Origin of the sequence: Nocardioides rotundus (assembly GCF_019931675.1) — a bacterium.
Taxonomy (GTDB): Bacteria; Actinomycetota; Actinomycetes; order Propionibacteriales; family Nocardioidaceae; genus Nocardioides; species Nocardioides rotundus.
The window spans coordinates 109,128-126,534 of record NZ_CP082922.1 but is presented as its reverse complement, the minus strand read 5'-3'; the positions used below and the strand labels follow the sequence as shown (position 1 = coordinate 126,534).

Sequence of the window (17,407 nt, the reverse complement as noted above, 5' to 3'; positions counted from 1 at the left end):
TAGCGTGCCGCCATGGCCGAGATCCGCGACCTCACCGACGACGAGGCCCGTCGGGCGCTGCTGAAGTGGGGCGCCGCGGAGCCGGATGTGCTCCCGGCCTGGGTCGCCGAGATGGACTACGCCCTCGCGCCGCCCGTGCACGACGCGCTGCGACAGGCGGTGGAGGACCAGGTGACCGGCTACCCGCCGTTCCCGACCGAGGGGTACGGCGGCACCGCGGGCCGCGCGCTCCAGGAGGCGTACGCCGGGTTCGCCGAGCGGCAGTTCGGCCACCTCGTGGCGCCCGAGCACGTCCTCCCGGTGGTCGACGTGACCGCGGGCGTCCGGTTCGTGCTGGACGTGCTGAGCGGTCCCGGCGCCGTCGTGTTCCCGCTGCCCGGCTACCCGCCGCAGCACGACATCGCCCAGGTGACCGGTCGGGAGCGGGCCGACCTGGTGCTCGACCCGGACGCCGAGCGCGCCGAGATCGACCTGGGCCGGCTGGACGCGCTGCTGGCCGCGGGCGCCGAGACGCTGCTGCTCACCCAGCCGCACAACCCGTGGGGCCGGGTGTTCACCCGGGCCGAGCTCGAGGGGATCCGGGACGTGGTCGTGCGCCACGGGGCACGGGTGGTCAGCGACGAGATCCACGCGCCGCTCGTGCTCGACGGTCACGAGCACGTCTCCTACCTCAGCATCGAGGGCACCGCCGACCACGCCGTCGCGGTCACCGCCGCCTCCAAGGCGTTCAACACCCCGGGGCTGCGCTGCGCCCAGATCGTCACGGGGGACGAGGCGACCATGCGGCGGCTGCTGGCGGCGCCGATGGCCCGCAACGACTCCTGGTCCCCGCTCGGGGTGATCGCAGCGACCGCGGCGTTCCGCGACGGTGACGCCTGGCTGACCGCGCTCCGCGCCCGGCTCTCCGCCCAGCGGGACCTGCTCGCGCGCCTGCTGGCCGAGCACCTGCCCGCGGCGCGGATGCGGCCGCTGGAGGCGACGTACCTCGCCTGGCTGGACCTGCGCGCCTACCACGACGACCCGGCAGGCGTGGCGCTGCAGCACGCGCGGGTGTGGGTGCAGGACGGCCGGCTGTTCCAGCCGGACCTGCCCGGTCATGTCCGGCTCAACATCGCCACCTCTCCCGAGCGGCTCACCGAGATCGTCCGCCGGATGGCCGCCGCGCTCGCCTGAGCGCCACCGACCCGACACCCGAACCCCCGCACGGCGTTCACCTGCCCGACATCCGGCGCGCGGACCGTCGATGCCATGAGCACCCGCATCGCCGTGGCCGGCCTGGGGTACGTCGGGCTCTCCGTCGCCGCCGTCCTGGCGCGCAGCTGCACCGTGGTCGGGCTCGACGTCGACGCCGAACGGGTCGCCGAGCTGCGCTCGGGAGGCACTCCGATCCAGGACGCGGACCTGGCCCGGTTCCTCGCCGAGGAGGACCTCGACCTCACCTTCACCACCGACCCCGAGTCCGCCTACGCCGACGCCGAGTTCGTGGTCATCGCGACCCCGACCGACTACGACACCGCGACCGACAGCTTCGACACCCGCTCGGTGGAGGCGGTGATGGCCGACGTACGCCGCCTGGCGCCGGAGGCGACCATGGTCATCAAGTCCACCGTCCCGGTGGGGTACGTCGACTCCCTGGACGCCGACGACGTGTTCTTCTCCCCCGAGTTCCTCCGCGAGGGCCGGGCGCTGCACGACAACCTGCACCCCTCGCGGATCGTGGTCGGCGAGGACTCCGACCGGGCGCGATGGTTCGCGCAGCTGCTGGTCAAGGGCGCCGACACCGACACCGTCCCCGTGCTCGTCACCGGCTCCACCGAGGCCGAGGCGATCAAGCTGTTCGCCAACACCTACCTCGCGATGCGGGTGGCGTTCTTCAACGAGCTCGACTCCTACGCCCTGCTGCACGGCCTGGACAGCCGCGAGGTGATCGACGGCGTCGGCCTGGACGCGCGGATCGGCGGGCACTACAACAACCCGTCGTTCGGGTACGGCGGCTACTGCCTGCCCAAGGACACCCGGCAGCTGCTCGCGAACTACGCCGGGGTCCCGCAGAATCTGATCCGAGCGGTCGTGGAGGCCAACACCACGCGGATGGACGTGGTCGCCGCGGACGTGCTCTCCCGCCGGCCCCGGGTCGTCGGTGTGCACCGGCTGACCATGAAGGCGGGGTCGGACAACTTCCGCTCCTCGGCGGTGATCGGGGTCATGGAGCGGCTCTCCGACGCCGGCGTGGACCTGCTCGTCTACGAGCCCGGCCTGGCCGGCAAGGAGTTCCTCGGCGCGACCGTGTGCCGGGACCTCGGCGACTTCAGTGAGCGCGCCGAGGTGATCCTGGCCAACCGGATGGTCCCCGAGCTCGCGCCGGTCGCGGACAAGGTGTGGACGCGCGACCTCTTCGGCGCCGACTGACGTCGCGGCTCAGTCGTTGCGGGGCTGCGCGGCGATCAGGTCGCGGAACCAGTCGAAGGAGCGCTTCGGCGTGCGGGCCAGGGTGGCGTGGTCGACGTACACCAGGCCGAAACGCTGGCTGAAGCCGTCGCCCCACTCGAAGCCGTCGAGCAGGCTCCAGGCGAAGTAGCCGCGCACGTCCACGCCCTGGCGCACCACGGTCGCGACCGCCTGCAGGTGGTCGCGGTGGAAGTCGATCCGGGCCTGGTCGTCGACCACGCCCGCCTCGTCCGGCCCGGTGCCGTAGGCGCAGCCGACCTGGGTGACCACCAGCGGCGGGAGGGCGGCGCGGTAGCGGGCGCGCATCAGCAGCAGCAGCTCCTGCAGCGCCTCCGGCACGACCGGCCAGCCCCCGTCGGTCGTCGGCCGCCCCAGGACGGGGAGCAGCTCGAAGGGCAGGTCCGCGTCCCCGGACGGAGCACCCACCCGCACCGGGGTCGCGTAGTTGATGCCGTAGAAGTCCAACGGCTGCCGGATCAGCGGCATGTCCCCGGGCCGGACGACGAGCTCCATCAGCGGCTGCAGGTCCTCGGGATAGCGCCCCAGCAGCATCGCCTCGGTATAGGTCGCGTTCCAGATCGCGTCCAGCAGCTTGGACGCGCCGACGTCCGCGTCGTCGTCGGAGGCCGGCCACATCGGTGCGTGGCTGTTCGCGCAGCCCACCGCCCCCCGCGCCCCCGAGCTCCGCAGCGCCACGGCACCGGCGCCGTGCGCCATCAGCAGGTGGTGGGCGGCAGGGAAGGCGTTCAGCGACAGCCGCTTGCCCGGGGCGTGCCGGCCGATGCCGTAGCCGAGCATCGTGGCGATGCCGGGCTCCTGGACGGGGATCCAGTGGGTGACCCGGTCGCCGAGCCGCTCGCCGACCAGGGCGGCGTACTCCCCGAACCGGGCCGCGGTCTCGCGGTTCAGCCAGCCCCCGTCGTCCTCCAGCGCCTGCGGGAGGTCCCAGTGGTAGAGCGTGGCCATCAGGTGCTGCCCCGCGGCGAGCAGGCCGTCGACCAGCCGGTCGTAGTGGTCCAGCCCCGCGGCGTTGGCCGGGCCACGACCGGCGGGCTGGACCCGCGGCCAGGAGACCGAGAAGCGGTGACTGTTCGTGCCGAGGTCGGCCAGCATCTCCACGTCCTCGGGCCACCGCCGGTAGTGGTCGCTCGCCACGTCGCCGGTCGCGTCGTCGACCACCCCGCCACCGGCGTGGGTGAAGGTGTCCCAGATCGAGCGCCCCTTGCCGTCGGCGTCCCACGCACCCTCCACGGGATAGGCCGCCGTGGCCGTCCCGAAGAGGAACCCCGGAGGCAGCTGGGGGAACCCCCGGGCAGCGGAAAAGAGCAGTCACAGGGGGACGATATGTCGATGAGCCTCGTCGTGTACCCCGGATCGGAACGATTCCGCACCCGCGAGGACGGCCGGGACACCCGGCACTCCTTCTCCTTCGGCCGCCACTACCACCCCGCCAACCTCGGCTTCGGTCGGCTGATCGCCCTCAACGACGACCGCCTCGCACCGCACGCCGGATATCCCGACCACGGCCACAGCGACATCGAGATCGTCACCTGGGTGGTCCAGGGTGCGCTCCACCACACCGACGCCGACGGTACGGCGATCCTGGGACCCGGCAGCGTGCTCGCCCAGTCCGCGGGGGACGGGATCCGGCACGCCGAGCTGGCCGGCGACGGCCCGACCCGGTTCGTCCAGACCTGGCTGCGGCCCGACTCCCCGGGCGGGGCTCCCTCACGGGCGCACGTGCGCGCCCCCGAGCTGGGCGAGGGGCTGGTCCGGGTCGTCGGGCAGGGCGGCCTCCCCGTCGGCGTGCGGGGCGCCGAGCTGCGGGCCGGCACCCTGCCGGAGGGGGCCGCGCTCGAGCTCCCCGACGGCTACCGTCACCACCTGCTGGTCGCGGGCGGCGGGCTGACCCTCCCCGACGGGTCGGCCGCCCTGGCCGACGGGGACGCGCTGCGGGCGAGCGGTGGCTGCGGCCCGCTGCACGCGACGGCATCCTCCCTGCTCCTGGTCTGGACCCTCCCTCCCGATACCAAGGAACCGGGGACGGGAACGGCCGGCGCGACCTAGACTTGGTCTGTCACGGCCCTCGCCCCACCGAGGCCGTGCGACCCACGCCGGGTTCCTCGGTTGACCCCATGCAGCGAGGAGCCCGGCGTCCCCCGCTCTGCTCAGCGGGCGCTGCGCAGGAACTCCTCGAGGATCGGGCCGGCGGTCCGCGACCCCGACTCGCCCTCGTCGACGTAGACGGCCACCGCCAGGTCGCCCTGGGCCGCCACCATCCAGGCGTGCAGCAGCCGTCGGCCGTCGCGGTCGAACTCCGCCGTCCCGGTCTTGGCGATGACCGGCGGCCCGGGCAGGTCGGCGAGCGCGCTGCCGCTGCCGCCCCGCACCACCTCGCGCATCATCCCGCGCAGCTGCCCGGCCTCGCGCTCTCGCAGCGGGGCGACGCCGGCCGTCGGCTCGGAGCGGACGTCGTCGACCAGCCAGGGCACGACCGTGGACCGCTCCTGGACCGAGGCGACGACCGCGGCCATGACCATCGGCGAGGCGAGGATCCCGCCCTGGCCGATCATGTCGGCCGCCGCCTCGGTCTCCGACTCCGGCGGCGGCACCTGGCCGAAGTAGGCCGGGAACCCGAGGTCGTGGTCCACCCCCAGGCCGAGGGAGGCCGCCGCATCGGCCAGCGCCCCCTCGCCCAGCCCGGCCGCCGCGTCGACGAACGCGGTGTTGCAGGAGTTCGCCAGCGCGCCGCTGAGGGTGATCCCGCCGAGCGCGCCCGGCGGGTAGTCGTCGTAGTTCTCGAACGCCTTGCCGTCCACGACCGTGGTGGTCGGGCACTCCATCGGGGTGGCGGGCGTGGCGCCGTCCCGCAGCAGTGCGAGCGCGGAGACGACCTTGAAGGTCGAGCCCGGCGCCGCCTGGCCGTAGGTCGCGATGTTGACGCCGTCGTTGCCGGGCCCGTTGGCCGCGGCCAGGACCGCCCCGTCGGAGGGGCGTACGGCGACCAGCGCGGACGCCGGACCCACGTCGGCCAGCAGCGCCTCGGCGCGCCGCTGCAGTCGCTGGTCGAGGCTGACGGCCAGGTCCTCGCCGTCGGTGGCGGGCTCGTCGTGAACGGTGCTGCTCTCCCCGTCGGCGCCGAGCACCGCGACGCGGACGCCGGGCTCCCCGGCGAGCCGGTCGTCGTACCTCGCCTGGAGTCCCGAGATGCCCCGCTCCTCGCCGGGCTGCAGCGAGTCGTCCTCCTCGATCATCTCCGCGGTGACCTCGCCGACGGTGCCGAGGATCGGCTCGGCGAAGTCCGGCGTCGGCCCGAGCGGGAGCGTGTCCGCCACCGCGAGCCCGCCGCGGATCCCGGAGAGTCCCTGCTCCACCCGGGCCGGGATGTCGTCGCGCCGCAACACGAGCCCCTCGACGAACGCATCGGGCCCGGCGGCCCGGACCCGCTGGGCGAAGTCGCCGGGGTCGATGTCCAGCAGCCCGGCCAGCTCGCGCGCGGAGGCGACGGCGCGGCCGGCCGGCACCTGGTCCTTGGCGATCCCGAAGCGGGTGACCGGCCGCTCGGTGACCAGGGGCGTGCCGCCGGCACCCACGATGTCACCCCGGTTCGGGGCGACGGGGGCGAGATCGAGCACGTTGCCCGGCTGCAGGTCGGGGTGCACGACGCCGGGCTCGAACCGCGGCGTCCAGCGCTCCCCGCTGCGGGTCAGCGTGGTCTCGGTGCGGTAGCGCCACCGGGCGCCGCCGTACTCCTCGAGGTTCCAGGTCCACTCCAGCGTGGCGGTGGCCTCCCGCGGCTCGGCGCCGTCCTGCGCGGGCTCGACCACGGCCGCGTCGACGACCTCGACGGTGCGCGGCAGGTCGGTGAGCGCGGAGTCCAGGAGGTCGTCGTACTCCCCCTGGGCGTCCGGCTGCCCGCGCAGCCCTGCCAGCTCGCCCGCGGCCAGCGCCCGGGCGAACCGGTCCGCCGCGTCGTCCGGCTCCGGCACCCCGCTGGTGCAGCCGGTCAGCCCGGCCATGAGCAGGAGCCCCGAGAATCCAGCCGTCGCCCGTCGCACGAGACGTTCCTACCAGCCGCGGCCCCCCAGCAGGGGTACGGCGAGCCGGGTCAGTCGGTGCCGAACTCCATCGCGGCACTCTCCAGCGCCTCCTCGTCCAGCTCCGCGCCCTCGGGGGAGTAGGCGGAGATCCGGTCCGCGCCGCCGACCTCGAGCGCCCCCAGCAGGTGGCCGTGCTCGACCAGCAGCTGCCCCTCGTCCAGCGGCTGGGAGGCGTACTGCTCCAGCTTGTCGCGGGAGTCGGCGATGTCCAGGTTGCGCATCGTCAGCTGGCCGATCCGGTCGGTCGGACCGAAGGCGGCGTCCTCGGTGCGCTCCATGGAGAGCTTGTCGGGGTGATAGGAGAAGTTCTCCCCGCTGGTGGCCAGGATCGAGTAGTCCTCGCCGCGCCGCAGCCGCAGGGTCACCTCGCCGGAGACCAGCGAGGCGATCCACCGCTGCACCGACTCGCGCAGCATGAAGGCCTGCGGGTCCAGCCAGCGACCCTCGTAGAGCAGCCGACCGAGCCGCCGCCCGTGGGCGTGGTACTGCTCGATGGTGTCCTCGTTGTGGACGGCGTTGACCAGCCGCTCGTAGGCGATCCACAGCAGCGCCATGCCCGGCGCCTCGTAGACGCCGCGGGACTTGGCCTCGATGATGCGGTTCTCGATCTGGTCGCTCATGCCCAGGCCGTGCCGCCCGCCGATGGCGTTGGCCTCGTGCACGAGCGCGACCGGGTCGTCGTACGTCGTGCCGTTGATCGCGACCGGCCGGCCGGCCTCGAACCGGATGGTCACGTCCTCGGTCTCGATCTCGACCGCGGGGTCCCAGAAGCGCACGCCCATGATCGGCTCGACGGTCTCCAGGGAGACGTCGAGGTGCTCCAGCGTCTTCGCCTCGTGGGTGGCGCCCCAGATGTTGGCGTCGGTGGAGTAGGCCTTCTCCTCGCTGTCGCGGTAGGGGAGGTCCCGCTCGGTGAGCCACTGGCTCATCTCGGCCCGGCCGCCGAGCTGCTGCACGAAGTCGGCGTCCAGCCAGGGCTTGTAGATCCGCAGCTGGGGGTTGGCGATCAGGCCGTAGCGGTAGAACCGCTCGATGTCGTTGCCCTTGAAGGTCGACCCGTCGCCCCAGATGTCCACGCCGTCCTCGTGCATGGCGCGCACCAGCAGAGTGCCGGTGACGGCGCGACCCAGCGGGGTGGTGTTGAAGTAGGTCCGCCCGCCGGAGCGGATGTGGAAGGCGCCGCAGGCGATCGCGGCGAGCCCCTCCTCCACCAGGGCGGCCTTGCAGTCGACCAGCCGGGAGAGCTCGGCGCCGTACTGCGTCGCGCGTCCGGGGACGCCCTCGATGTCGTCCTCGTCGTATTGGCCGATGTCGGCGGTGTAGGTGCACGGGACCGAGCCGTTCTCGCGCATCCACGCCACCGCCACGGAGGTGTCGAGGCCGCCGGAGAACGCGATCCCGACCCGCTCGCCGACGGGCAGGGAAGTGAGTACCTTGGACATGAGGATGATTATGCATCCCCCTGTATGACTATCCAAACTCGAGGCGACACGGGAGGCGCCGCGAAATCCCCGGAGCGGCACCTCCCGCGTCGCAGCGGGAGCTCGCGGCCCGGTGCTCACCCACGATCCGCGCACCGCTCCCGCGGTCAGGAGCGTAGGGGTCTCCCGCTCCCAGCGTCCACCGTCGACGAGCCCGGGGAGCGCCTCCTCCTCACTCCACCCCTAAGAGTGCTTCTGGTGGAGGGAGACTCGCGAATCCAGCCGCTCCTTGGCGGTCCGGTGGGGGATGAGGTACATTGGTGAACAGATGGTGAACAGGAGGTGTCTCGACATGGACCACAAGATGACTGCAACGCCGACGATGACTTGGGTGACGGTGACCGACCGCAACGGTCGCGAGCACCTCGAGGCTCGCTGGCTCGACGCCGCGGCCGCGCCCGCACCCAGCGTGGTGCACGCCGCCTGACGGCCCACGCACCCGACGACGCACCGAACGCGGCGTCCGCCCCACCCGGGGCGGCGCCGCGTTCGGCATTTGCCGAGCAGAACTTCCTCCCCGAGCGTGGAATAGACACCGGGCCCTCCCTGTTAGGGTGCTTGAAAGTTCAACCAGAACCCCACTACTTCCCGGAGGAACCTGCCCCATGAGCAACACCGAGTTCGACGCCCCGACCACCGCGGTCGACACCCTGACCGGCGACTACGTGCTGGACGCGAGCCACAGCCGCCTCGGCTTCTCCACCCGGCACGCGATGGTGACCACCGTGCGCGGCCAGTTCGGCGAATTCGAGGGCACCGCCAAGGTCGACGCCGAGCAGCCGGCCAACTCCCAGGTCGTCGTCAAGATCGCCACCACGAGCATCGACACCGGCAGCGCGGACCGCGACGGCCACCTGCGCTCGGGCGACTTCTTCGACGTGGAGACCTACCCCGAGATCACCTTCACCTCCACCCAGGTGGAGCGCGACGGCGAGGACTGGGTCATCACCGGCGACCTGACCATCAAGGACGTCACCAACTCGGTGACGATCCCCTTCGAGCCCACCGGCTCCGCGCGCGACCCGTTCGGCAACCTGCGGATCGGCTTCGAAGGGCAGACGACGATCAACCGCAAGGACTGGGGCCTGGCGTGGAACGCCAAGCTCGAGACCGGCGGCGTGCTCGTCTCGGAGAAGATCAAGCTGCAGTTCGACATCTCCGCGATCCAGCAGTGACCCCCACCCGGTGACACCGGGCACGACGGGCCGGCGGCAACTCGCATGCGCGAGGGGCCGCCGGCCCGCTTCAATGTGCGGGTGAGCCTGCCGCCGTACCTGACCTCCCGGCCCCTGACCCGGACCGACGCCCCCGACGTCCACGGCCTGATGGCCGCGCAGGAGCTCGCCGTCCTCGGCCGTGTGGAGATCGAGGAGGCCGACATCGTCGCCGACTGGCAGCGCCCCAGCTTCGACGTCGGCGCCAGCACCATCGGTGTGGTCGAGGACGGCCGCCTGGTGGGGTACGCCGAGATCACCGACACCGAGCGCGGCGACGCGGCCGTGCACCCCGACCGGCAGGGCCGCGGGATCGGGGCATTCCTGGCCGAGTGGATGCAGCGCGAGGCGCGGCGGCGCGGCTACGCCGTCGTGGGCATGCCCGTGCCGCAGGGCGGGCCGGGCGACCGGCTGCTGACCGCCCTGGGCTACCACGTCCGCTGGACGTCCTGGGTGCTGCGGCTGCCGCCGGGAGCCCAGGTGCCCCGCCGGCCGCTGCCGCAGGGCTGGGCGGTCGGGCCGGCCTCGCCCGAGCGGCTCGCCGAGGCGCACCGGGTCGTGGAGGACGCCTTCGGGGAGTGGACGACGCGCGAGCCGGAGAGCCTGGCCGACTTCGAGGCCCAGACCGTACGCCGGCCAGGCTTCGCGCCGTGGATGCTGCGCGTGGCGACGGGGCCGGACGGCGACGTCGGGGCGGTCGCGGTAGTCCAGCTGGCCCCTGACGGCGAGGCGTTCGTCTCCCGGCTCGCCACGCGCGCCGACCTACGTCATCGGGGCCTGGCGCAGGCGCTCCTCGTGGACGCGTTCGCGGCGGGCCGCGAGCACGGGGCGACGGCGTACGGTCTCTCCACCGACAGCCGCACCGGCGCGCTCGACCTGTACCGCAAGGTGGGGATGGAGGTCACCGACGTCTGGCTGCACCGGGCGATCCGGCTCGACGACGGGCCCGAGGCCCCTCAGCGCTCGACGGCGTAGCCGCGCGCCTCCCAGTCGACCATCCCGCCGGCGACGTTGATCGCGGAGAAGCCCTGCTGGCGCAGGAAGTCGGCCATCTGGCCCGAGCGGTTGCCGGAGCGGCAGACCACGAAGATCGGACCGTCCTTGGGCAGCTCGCCCAGGCGGGCGGGCAGGTCGCCCATCGGGATGTGCGTGGCGCCCGCGACGTGGCCCGCGGCCCACTCGTCGTCCTCGCGGACGTCCAGCACCGGTGCGCCCTGGGCGTGGGCCTGCGCGAAGGTCTCGACGTCGACCTCCTCCGGCACACCGCCGCCGGCCTGCTGCTCGGCGACCGCCTGGTGCACCTCGGCCATGTCCAGGCCCTTGACCCCGTCGATCACCTGCTGCAGCGCCTCGGCCGGCAGCGCGCCGGGCTGGGAGAAGACCAGCACCTTCTCGCGGAAGGCCATCAGCGTCGGGATGGAGCTGATCTGGGCCATCGCGGCGAGCTCCTGCTCGGCCTCGGTGTCCACCTTCCCGAACACGATGTCCGGATGCTGGTCGCTGGCGGCCTCGTAGACCGGCGCGAACTGCCGGCACGGGCCGCACCATCCGGCCCAGAAGTCCACCAGGACGATGTCGTTCTCGGTGATCGTCTGCTCGAAACCGGCAGTGGTCAGGTCAACGGTCGCCATGGAACCACCGTACTCCGCCGCCAACAGGCATAGGGTGTGCTCATGCCCGGCACCCTGCGGCTCGCCATCGTCAACGACTACGAGGTCGTGGTGCGGGGGCTGTCGGACATGCTGCGCTCCTACACCCGCGACGTCGAGGTGGTGCAGCTCAACGCCAACACGGGCGTGACCGACGCGGTCGACATCGCCCTCTACGACACCTTCGCCCAGCCTCGCGGCGACGGTACGGCGGTCCAGGAGCTGGCCGCCAACCCGCAGATCGGGCACGTGGTGGTCTACACCTGGAACTTCGACTCCTCGGTGGCCCAGGCCGCGCTGGTCCACGGCGCCGCCGGCTACCTCTCCAAGACCCTGACCGCGAGCGCCCTGGTCCAGGACCTGCGCCGGATCCAGGCCGGCGAGCACATCATCAGCAACGACCCGGGACGGGCGGCTGTCACCATCGGCGACTGGCCCGGACGCGAGGAGGGGCTCACCGCGCGGGAGGCCGAGGTCCTCGGCCTGATCACCCAGGGCCTGAGCAACGACGAGATCGCCCAGGTCACCCGGCTCTCGATCAACTCGATCAAGTCCTACATCCGCTCCTGCTACCGCAAGATCGGCGTGGAGAACCGGTCCAACGCGATCCTGTGGGGGGTCGAGCACGGGTTCCGCCCCGACCGGGCCCGGATGTCCGGCCCGGAGGCCGAGCCCACGGCCGCGACGCACGAGCGCTGACCCCTCTCCCCACAGGGAACCCGGGCACCCGCAGGGGTGTGGCATCGAGCGCGTCGCCTCTGGTGTGCTTCGCCATTGCGGTGACACTCGCCCGGGGAGGGGGCTCGGGGAGCACACGCCTGCCCACCCCGATATCCGTTCACCCGAAAGTAGAGATCTAGCGTGAGCGACATGCAGATCCGGATCGCCCTGGCCGACGACGAGGTCGTCGTGCGCGGCGTCGACGCCATGCTCCGCCCCTTCGCGGAGCAGCTGGTCGTCACCGAGCTGCCCACCGACTCAGCCGTCCCCGCCGAGCACGTCGACGTCGTCCTGTGCGATTCCCTCGGCCAGCGCCGCGGCCACGGCCGCGAGATCTCCGACCTGGTCGCGAACCCGGCGATCCGGCGGGTCGCGGTCTACACCTGGAACTTCCAGCCCTGGCTGGCCCGCCAGGCCACCGAGCAGGGAGCCTCGGGCTACCTCTCCAAGAGCCTGCCCGCCCAGGAGCTGGTCAACGCGCTGGTCGCCATCCACGACGGCAAGCAGGTCATCGCGCCGACGACCGAGCCTCGCTCCGCGGGCGGCGACTGGCCCGGCAAGGACGAAGGGCTCACCGCGCGCGAGGCCGAGGTGCTGACGCTGATCACGCAGGGGTACAGCAACGCCGAGATCGCCGATCTCACCTGCCTGTCCATCAACTCCATCAAGTCCTACATCCGCTCCTGCTACCGGAAGATGGGCGTGACCAGCCGATCCCGGGCGGTCCTCTGGGGGATCGAGCACGGACTGGGTCCGGACGCACTCAGCATCACCGAGGAGCATTAAGTGACCACACCCCTCCGTCTGGCCATCCTCAACGACTACGAGGTGGTCGTCCGGGGTCTGGCAGAGATGTTGGAGCCGTTCGGCGACCGGGTGCAGGTCGTCGAGCTGAAGGTCCAGCAACGCGACATGAACGACGTCGACATCGCGCTCTACGACACGTTCTCCGCCTCGCAGGTGGACTCCGGCGACATCGACGAGATCATCGCCCAGCCGAACGTCGGCGCCGTGGCGGTCTACACCTGGAACATGCAGCGGGTGTTGATCGACCGGGCCAAGGAGAAGGGCGTGAGCGGCTATCTGTCGAAGTCGCTCACCGCCGCCGAGCTGGTCGACGCCCTGGAGCGGATCCAGGACGGCGAGATGATCGTCGAGCCGTCGGTGGACATCGGCAACGCCGAGATCCAGGACCGCGGCGGCGACTGGCCGGGACGCCGGCACGGCCTCTCCTCGCGTCAGGCCGAGATCATCGCCCTGGTCACGCAGGGACTCAGCAACGACGAGATCGCCAAGCGCTCCTACCTCTCGGTCAACACGGTGAAGTCGTACCTGCGCCTGGCCTACCAGGTGATGGGCGTGAGCTCGCGCTCCCAGGCCATCTTGTGGGGCCTGGAGCACGGCATGGCTCCCGACCCGCCACAGACCCAGGGCTCCTGAGCCGCAGCGCGGATCGCCCGGGGGCCGTGGCCTATCGTGACCGCGGTGGGTCGGCTACGGCGCCGTACCCGGGAGGAGAGACGTGCGCGCGCTGCGGAAGACCGGGCCCGGACCGGGCCTGGAGCTGGTGGAGATCCCCGAGCCGGAGCCCGGCCCGGACGAGGTGAAGGTGCGGGTCCTGCGCGCCGGCCTGTGCGGCACCGACCTGCACCTGCACGACTGGGACGAGTGGGCGGCGGCGACCGTCACGACCCCGATGACGCTCGGGCACGAGTTCTTCGGCGAGATCGCGGCCGTCGGCTCCGACGTCACCCACCTCAAGGTCGGCCAGAAGGTGTCCGGTGAGGGCCACATCGTCTGCGGCGTGTGCCGCAACTGCCGCGCCGGGCGCCGGCACCTGTGCATCAACACCGTCGGGGTGGGCGTGCACCGCGACGGTGCCTTCGCCGACCACGTGGTGATCCCGGCGACGAACGCCTGGGTCCAGCCCGACGACATCGACCCCGACCTGGGTGCGCTGTTCGACCCGTTCGGCAACGCCACCCACACCGCGCTCTCCTTCCCCATCGCCGGCGAGGACGTGGTCATCACCGGCGCCGGGCCGATCGGCGTCATGGCCACCGCGATCACCCGGCACGTCGGCGCCCGCTTCGTCGTGGTCACCGACGTCCAGGACTTCCGGCTCGACCTGGCCCGGGCCGCCGGCGCCGACCTGGCGATCAACCCGACCCGCACCTCGCTGCGCGACGCGATGGCCGAGCTGGGGATGAGGGAGGGATTCGACATCGGGCTGGAGATGTCCGGCGCCCCCGCGGCGGTGACCTCGATGCTGGACACGATGAACCACGGCGGGCGCGTGGCGCTGCTGGGCCTCCCGCACGCGTCGTACGACGTCGACTGGGGCCGGGTCATCACCCACATGCTCACGATCAAGGGCATCTACGGCCGGGAGATGTTCGACACCTGGTATGCGATGAGCTCGATGCTGCAGACCTCGCAGCCGCTGCGCGACGCGCTGGGCTCGGTGATCACCCACCGGGTGCCGGCCGAGCGGTGGCAGGACGCGTTCGCCGCGGTGCGCTCGGGCCACTGCGGCAAGGTCATCATGGACTGGAGCTGAGGAGAGACATGTACGGCGACACCCGGGCGCGCCTGCGCGCCGAGCTCGACGAGATCGAGGCCGCGGGCCTGACCAAGCGCGAGCGGCAGCTGACCACCCCGCAATCGGCCCACGTGGGGGTCGCGACCGCCGCCCGCGGCTCCGGCGGGACCGAGGAGGCGCTCAACTTCTGCGCGAACAACTACCTGGGCCTGGCCGACCACCCCGACGTGCTCGCAGCGGCCCGGAACGCCCTGGACGAGTGGGGCTTCGGGATGGCCTCGGTGCGGTTCATCTGCGGCACCCAGACCCAGCACACCGCCCTGGAGCGGGCGCTGGCCGACTACCTCGGCACCGACGACGCGATCTTGTTCTCCTCCTGCTTCGACGCCAACGGCGGCGTCTTCGAGGTGCTGTTCGGCGCCGAGGACGCGATCATCTCCGACGAGCTCAACCACGCCTCGATCATCGACGGGGTGCGGCTGTCCAAGGCTCGCCGCTATCGCTACCGCAACGCCGACATGGCCGATCTCGAGGCGCGGCTGCAGGAGGCCGCCGACGCCCGCTCGCGGGTCATCGTCACCGACGGCGTCTTCTCCATGGACGGCTACCTCGCCCCGCTGCCGGAGATCTGCGACCTCGCCGAGCGGTACGACGCCATGGTGCTGGTCGACGACTCCCACGCGGTCGGCTTCGTCGGCCCGAACGGCGGCGGGACCCCGGAGCACTTCGGCGTGGTGGACCGGGTGGACATCGTGACCGGCACGCTCGGCAAGGCGCTGGGCGGCGCGTCCGGCGGCTACGTCGCCGGCCCGCAGGAGGTCGTCGACCTGCTGCGGCAGCGGGCCCGGCCCTACCTGTTCTCCAACGCGGTGGCGCCCTCGGTGGTGGCCGGCTCGCTCGCGGCGCTGGAGATCGCCCGGGACTCCTCCGCGGCGCGGGAGCGGCTGGTCGCCAACACCGCGCTGTTCCGGTCGCTGATGACCGAGGCGGGCTTCGACCTGCTGCCGGGCGAGCACCCGATCACGCCGGTGATGTTTCCCGGCGAGGACGGCGCCCGGGAGGCCGGGCGGATCGCGGACGCGATGCTGGCCGAGGGCGTCTACGTCATCCCGTTCTCGTTCCCGGTGGTCCCGCGCGGGAAGGCGCGGATCCGGGTGCAGCTGTCCGCGGCCCACAGCGAGGACGACGTACGCCGCTGCGTCGACGCCTTCGTGCGCGCCCGCGGCTGAGCCGCGGGGCGCCTGACCCGGCTGGTCACCAGGCTCACTGGCTCGACCGAGATCGTCGGCTTCGGTCTCACCGACGAGGTCGACGAGTCAGGAACCAGTCACCGCCTGGTCCAGCCGGGTCAGGCTGTCTTCGAGCTGCGCCTCGCTGACCAGGGGGAAGCCCACCCGGTCGCGCAGCTGCTGGTCGGTCACACCGCTCCAGTCGTAGGTGTGGCGCACGAGCGTCTCGTCCGAGCCCTGCGACTCCAGCTCCCACACCCACTGCCAGCCCGGGGGCTCCTTGCCCGCCGGCGCGGTCTGCCAGGCGATGAGCCGGTTGGGCTCGAAGCCGGTCACGGTGTTCTCGGTCTGGTAGTCACCGCCCATGTGGTCGCCGGACATGTTCATGGTGAACACCTCACCGGTCCCCTGGATGCGGTTGGTGCCGGCGTCGGACTGGATGAAGCCCGACCCGTCGATCTCCTGATGGCGCTCGGGGTTGCTGAGCACGTCGAAGACCCGGTCGGAGGAGGCCTGGATGGTGCGCTCCACGGTGATCTTGTCGTCTGCCATGACACGACGATGGCGCGATCCGCCGAGCGCTCACAACGTCCGGGAGGGTGGTTTCGGCCCCGGACCCGGTAGCGGGCCTTACGGTTACCGTCATGACGACGGCACGACTGGTCCCTGTCACCCAGGAGATGGACGGGGACGAGCTCGACGCGGAGGACGCCTGGGAGGAGCTGCGCAAGGTCGGCGTACGTCGGCTCGCGGTCGACGCCTTCCGCCGCTTCCGCTACGGCGACGGCTTCAGCTCCTCGCGGGCCCTCGCGCTGCAGGCGTCGCTCGCGGTGGTGCCGTTCATGCTCGCCCTCACCGGGCTGGTCGGGGACCTGGACCGCGACCGGCCCGCGCGGGTCCTCGCCGCGACCATCGCCGCCGTCTCCCCGGGGAGCGGCTCGGCCGATGCGCTCGCGCGGGCGATGCGCAGCGAGCAGACCGAGCGGGCCGGGGAGATCGCGCTGTGGCTGGGCCTGGTCTTCGCCCTGGCGTCGATGACGACCGCGATGGCGCAGATCGAGCGCGGGTCCAACCGGATCTACGGCATCCGCCGGGACCGGCCCGCCCTGTGGAAGTACGGCCGCGCCGCGGTGCTCACCGCGCTGCTGGCGCTGCCGGTCGGCATCGGGTTCCTCCTGCTCGTGGCCGGCTCCGCCTTCAGCGAGGCGATGGGGAGGTTCTACGGGTGGGACGAGGGGCTGATCGAGACCTGGAACATCGCCCGCTGGCCCGCGGGGGTGCTCCTGCTCGTGCTGACCATCGCGGTCATCCTCGACCACTCGCCCCGGCGCCGGCAGCCCTCGCTGACTTGGCTGGCCGTCGGGTCGGGCGTCGCGGTAGTGGCGAACCTGGTGGCGACCGGGGCGCTGGCGGTCTATGTGAGCCAGAGCCCGTCGTTCGGCAACGTCTACGGACCGCTGGCCGGCATCTTCGCGCTCCTGCTGTGGTCCCTGCTGTCCTCCATCGCGCTGTTCTACGGCACCGCCCTGTGCGCCCAGCTGGAGGCCTACCGCGCCGGGCTGCCGGACCCGGTGCATGCGGACCCGGGTCGTCCGCACGGGGTCACGGTCGACGACTGAGCCGCGCCACGCGGGCGTTTCAGGCCGGTCTGGTGCTGGATTCGGGCGGTGGAGGCCGTAATGTGGCGCGTGCAACGCAATCCACGAAGGAGACTTATGAACAAGGCAGAGCTCGTCCAGGCGATCAGCGAGAAGTCGGGTCTCGACAAGTCGGCGGCCGGCAAGGCCCTCGACGCCGTCGTTGACTCCATCGTGTCCGGCGTCGCCGGCGGCGACCGCGTCCAGGTCCCCGGCCTGGGCACCTTCGAGGGTCGCGACCGCGCCGCCCGTGAGGGCCGCAACCCGCAGACCGGCGAGACCATGCAGATCGCCGCGACCCGCGTCCCGGGCTTCAAGGCCGCGACCGGCTTCAAGTCGGCGGTCTCTCGCTGATCGACGTCTCCCCCGGCTCCGGCCGGTCGACGT

At 72.2% G+C, this 17,407-nt stretch carries 18 protein-coding genes and 1 pseudogene; 13 read left to right on the top strand and 6 right to left on the bottom strand.

The features are described from left to right. Positions 1-12: 12 nt before the first annotated feature. Together K8W59_RS00640 and K8W59_RS00635 are read left to right on the top strand one after the other, a co-directional pair. Entirely contained in the window at positions 13-1,173 is a 1,161-nt protein-coding gene (locus tag K8W59_RS00640; RefSeq protein ID WP_223396852.1) for a MalY/PatB family protein, read from the top strand. A 75-nt stretch (positions 1,174-1,248) separates the two neighbouring features. Continuing rightward, on the top strand, positions 1,249-2,409 hold the full coding sequence (locus K8W59_RS00635; RefSeq protein ID WP_223396851.1) for a nucleotide sugar dehydrogenase: 1,161 nt from the start codon (positions 1,249-1,251) through the stop codon (positions 2,407-2,409). Between the two features lie 9 nt (positions 2,410-2,418). Here K8W59_RS00635 and K8W59_RS00630 read toward each other — a convergent pair whose 3' ends face one another. After that, the gene (locus tag K8W59_RS00630) at positions 2,419-3,744 is read right to left on the bottom strand and encodes a GH1 family beta-glucosidase (RefSeq protein ID WP_223399999.1); all 1,326 of its coding nucleotides are present in this window, start codon (positions 3,742-3,744) and stop codon (positions 2,419-2,421) included. A gap of 54 nt (positions 3,745-3,798) precedes the next feature. Between K8W59_RS00630 and K8W59_RS00625 the strand changes: the two genes are divergently transcribed. Next, positions 3,799-4,515 carry a pirin family protein gene (locus K8W59_RS00625; RefSeq protein ID WP_223396850.1) on the top strand — a complete coding sequence of 239 codons (717 nt, stop codon included), beginning with the start codon at positions 3,799-3,801 and terminating at the stop codon, positions 4,513-4,515. A gap of 101 nt (positions 4,516-4,616) precedes the next feature. Here K8W59_RS00625 and K8W59_RS00620 read toward each other — a convergent pair whose 3' ends face one another. Further along, positions 4,617-6,506, bottom strand: a complete 1,890-nt coding sequence (locus K8W59_RS00620) for a penicillin-binding transpeptidase domain-containing protein (RefSeq protein ID WP_223396849.1) — start codon at positions 6,504-6,506, stop codon at positions 4,617-4,619. A 50-nt stretch (positions 6,507-6,556) separates the two neighbouring features. Then, positions 6,557-7,990, bottom strand: a complete 1,434-nt coding sequence (argG, locus tag K8W59_RS00615) for an argininosuccinate synthase (RefSeq protein ID WP_223396848.1) — start codon at positions 7,988-7,990, stop codon at positions 6,557-6,559. Positions 7,991-8,321: 331 nt separating this feature from the next. Between argG and K8W59_RS20090 the strand changes: the two genes are divergently transcribed. The 3 genes from K8W59_RS20090 (at position 8,322) to K8W59_RS00605 (ending at position 10,218) form a co-directional block, all read left to right on the top strand. Further along, entirely contained in the window at positions 8,322-8,456 is a 135-nt protein-coding gene (locus K8W59_RS20090) for a hypothetical protein (protein WP_263283270.1), read from the top strand. Positions 8,457-8,634: 178 nt separating this feature from the next. Beyond that, positions 8,635-9,204, top strand: coding sequence for a YceI family protein (locus K8W59_RS00610; RefSeq protein WP_223396847.1), 570 nt, complete (start codon positions 8,635-8,637; stop codon positions 9,202-9,204). 81 nt (positions 9,205-9,285) lie between these two features. Next, positions 9,286-10,218 (top strand): GNAT family N-acetyltransferase, encoded by a 933-nt coding sequence (locus K8W59_RS00605; protein WP_223396846.1) that lies wholly within the window; start codon positions 9,286-9,288, stop codon positions 10,216-10,218. Here K8W59_RS00605 and K8W59_RS20465 read toward each other — a convergent pair. Further along, positions 10,200-10,505, bottom strand: a complete 306-nt coding sequence (locus tag K8W59_RS20465; protein WP_449866988.1) for a rhodanese-like domain-containing protein — start codon at positions 10,503-10,505, stop codon at positions 10,200-10,202. The genes K8W59_RS00605 and K8W59_RS20465 overlap by 19 nt on opposite strands. 6 nt (positions 10,506-10,511) lie before the next feature. After that, a pseudogene (gene trxA, locus K8W59_RS20460) lies at positions 10,512-10,874 on the bottom strand (thioredoxin); the annotation flags it as partial. 42 nt (positions 10,875-10,916) lie between these two features. Between trxA and K8W59_RS00590 the strand changes: the two are divergent. The 5 genes from K8W59_RS00590 (at position 10,917) to K8W59_RS00570 (ending at position 15,383) form a co-directional block, all read left to right on the top strand. Beyond that, positions 10,917-11,591: a response regulator transcription factor gene (locus tag K8W59_RS00590; protein ID WP_223396845.1), complete on the top strand. Its 675-nt coding sequence runs from the start codon at positions 10,917-10,919 to the stop codon at positions 11,589-11,591. Between the two features lie 171 nt (positions 11,592-11,762). After that, the gene (locus K8W59_RS00585) at positions 11,763-12,398 is read left to right on the top strand and encodes a helix-turn-helix transcriptional regulator (protein ID WP_223399996.1); all 636 of its coding nucleotides are present in this window, start codon (positions 11,763-11,765) and stop codon (positions 12,396-12,398) included. Beyond that, a complete protein-coding gene (locus tag K8W59_RS00580) occupies positions 12,399-13,052 on the top strand; it encodes a response regulator transcription factor (protein WP_223396844.1) in 654 nt (217 codons plus the stop codon). An 82-nt stretch (positions 13,053-13,134) separates the two neighbouring features. After that, positions 13,135-14,172, top strand: a complete 1,038-nt coding sequence (gene tdh, locus K8W59_RS00575; RefSeq protein WP_223396843.1) for an L-threonine 3-dehydrogenase — start codon at positions 13,135-13,137, stop codon at positions 14,170-14,172. A gap of 8 nt (positions 14,173-14,180) precedes the next feature. Then, positions 14,181-15,383: a glycine C-acetyltransferase gene (locus tag K8W59_RS00570; protein ID WP_223396842.1), complete on the top strand. Its 1,203-nt coding sequence runs from the start codon at positions 14,181-14,183 to the stop codon at positions 15,381-15,383. An 87-nt stretch (positions 15,384-15,470) separates the two neighbouring features. On the opposite strand, the gene K8W59_RS00565 is transcribed toward K8W59_RS00570, so the two are convergent. Further along, positions 15,471-15,935 (bottom strand): SRPBCC family protein, encoded by a 465-nt coding sequence (locus K8W59_RS00565; protein WP_223396841.1) that lies wholly within the window; start codon positions 15,933-15,935, stop codon positions 15,471-15,473. Between the two features lie 92 nt (positions 15,936-16,027). Here K8W59_RS00565 and K8W59_RS00560 point away from each other — a divergent pair, with 92 nt between their 5' ends. Continuing rightward, positions 16,028-17,002: a YihY/virulence factor BrkB family protein gene (locus tag K8W59_RS00560; RefSeq protein ID WP_223396840.1), complete on the top strand. Its 975-nt coding sequence runs from the start codon at positions 16,028-16,030 to the stop codon at positions 17,000-17,002. Positions 17,003-17,098: 96 nt separating this feature from the next. Continuing rightward, positions 17,099-17,374, top strand: coding sequence for an HU family DNA-binding protein (locus K8W59_RS00555; RefSeq protein ID WP_223396839.1), 276 nt, complete (start codon positions 17,099-17,101; stop codon positions 17,372-17,374). The last annotated feature ends 33 nt before the right edge of the window (positions 17,375-17,407 follow it).

Bases quoted from the DNA above. Each gene is read 5' to 3' on its own strand.
- K8W59_RS00640 (WP_223396852.1), top strand. From the start codon at position 13: ATGGCCGAGATCCGCGACCTCACCGACGACGAGGCCCGTCGGGCGCTG.
- K8W59_RS00635 (WP_223396851.1), top strand. From the start codon at position 1,249: ATGAGCACCCGCATCGCCGTGGCCGGCCTGGGGTACGTCGGGCTCTCC.
- K8W59_RS00625 (WP_223396850.1), top strand. From the start codon at position 3,799: ATGAGCCTCGTCGTGTACCCCGGATCGGAACGATTCCGCACCCGCGAG.
- argG (WP_223396848.1), bottom strand. From the start codon at position 7,990: ATGTCCAAGGTACTCACTTCCCTGCCCGTCGGCGAGCGGGTCGGGATC.
- K8W59_RS20090 (WP_263283270.1), top strand. From the start codon at position 8,322: ATGGACCACAAGATGACTGCAACGCCGACGATGACTTGGGTGACGGTG.
- K8W59_RS00610 (WP_223396847.1), top strand. From the start codon at position 8,635: ATGAGCAACACCGAGTTCGACGCCCCGACCACCGCGGTCGACACCCTG.
- K8W59_RS00590 (WP_223396845.1), top strand. From the start codon at position 10,917: ATGCCCGGCACCCTGCGGCTCGCCATCGTCAACGACTACGAGGTCGTG.
- K8W59_RS00585 (WP_223399996.1), top strand. From the start codon at position 11,763: ATGCAGATCCGGATCGCCCTGGCCGACGACGAGGTCGTCGTGCGCGGC.
- K8W59_RS00570 (WP_223396842.1), top strand. From the start codon at position 14,181: ATGTACGGCGACACCCGGGCGCGCCTGCGCGCCGAGCTCGACGAGATC.
- K8W59_RS00565 (WP_223396841.1), bottom strand. From the start codon at position 15,935: ATGGCAGACGACAAGATCACCGTGGAGCGCACCATCCAGGCCTCCTCC.
- K8W59_RS00560 (WP_223396840.1), top strand. From the start codon at position 16,028: ATGACGACGGCACGACTGGTCCCTGTCACCCAGGAGATGGACGGGGAC.
- K8W59_RS00555 (WP_223396839.1), top strand. From the start codon at position 17,099: ATGAACAAGGCAGAGCTCGTCCAGGCGATCAGCGAGAAGTCGGGTCTC.